Raw genomic sequence first — 1,043 nt, forward strand, 5'->3', positions numbered from 1 at the left:
CCGGGCCCGGCTGCCCGGCGGACGTCGGGGACCCGTGGGGCGAGGACGCGCAGCTGGCCCTGTACGTCTGCTACGAGCTCCACTACCAGGGGTTCCACGGGGTCGATCCGGCCTGGGAGTGGGACACCGGTCTGCTGGCGCTGCGCGCCCGGCTGGAGGCGGCGTTCCTCGCGGCGCTGCGCGGGGCGGTGGGCGGTCCGGGCCCGCTGGACGGGGTGGTCGCCGATCTGCTCGTGGAGCCGCCGGACGGGACGGGGCCCTCGTTCCACCTGCTGGAGCGCGGCGAGCGCTGGCAGGCCCGGGAGTACGTGGTGCACCGGTCGCTCTACCACCTGAAGGAGGCCGACCCGCAGCTGTGGGCCGTCCCGCGGCTGCCGCACCCGGCGAAGGCCGCCCTGATGACCGTGCAGTACGACGAGTACGGGTCGGGGCGGCCCGAGCGGGCGCATGCGCTGCTGTTCGGGCGGATGATGGCCGACCTCGGCCTCGACACCCGCTACGGCCACTACCTGGACGCCGTCCCCGCCCCCGCCCTGGCGGTGGTCAACCTGATGTCGCTGTTCGGGCTGCACCGGGCGCTGCGCGGCGCGGCGGTCGGCCAGTTCGCCGCGGTCGAGATCACCTCCCCGCCGGGGGCGGCCCGGCTGGCCCGTGCGCTGGAGCGCCTCGGCGCCTCCCCGGACGGCACGCTGTTCTACCGGGAGCACGTGGTGGCCGACGCCGTCCACGAGCAGTTGGTGCGGCGCACCGTGCTGGAGCCGCTGGTGGCCGGCGACCCGGCGCTGGCCGCGGACATCGCCTTCGGCATCGCCGCCACCGGCGCGGTCGAGGACCGGTTGGCCGGGCATCTGCTGGATGCCTGGGGCCGGGGCCGCAGCTCGCTGCGGGTACCGCTCGGCGACGGCCCGCCGGCCTGACGGCCGTTCGTGCGAGGAGCCGACCGTGTCCGACCGTCCCTCCCCCGGCAGCCGGCTGGACCGGCCGGCCCGGCTCGCCCGGCAGATCACCGCGGCGCTGGACGCGGCTGGCCACACCGTCGCCGC

1 protein-coding gene is annotated in these 1,043 nt (G+C 77.0%); it reads left to right on the forward strand.

What is annotated here, in order from left to right; translation table 11 throughout:
* A partial coding sequence (locus ABZ641_RS39240; protein WP_359989527.1) for an iron-containing redox enzyme family protein occupies window positions 1-917 on the forward strand: 917 nt, incomplete at its 5' end.
* Between the last annotated feature and the right edge of the window lie 126 nt (window positions 918-1,043).

The sequence above is a fragment of the Kitasatospora sp. NPDC007106 genome, from assembly GCF_040634455.1.
In the GTDB taxonomy this organism is placed as follows: Bacteria; Actinomycetota; Actinomycetes; order Streptomycetales; family Streptomycetaceae; genus Kitasatospora; species Kitasatospora arboriphila.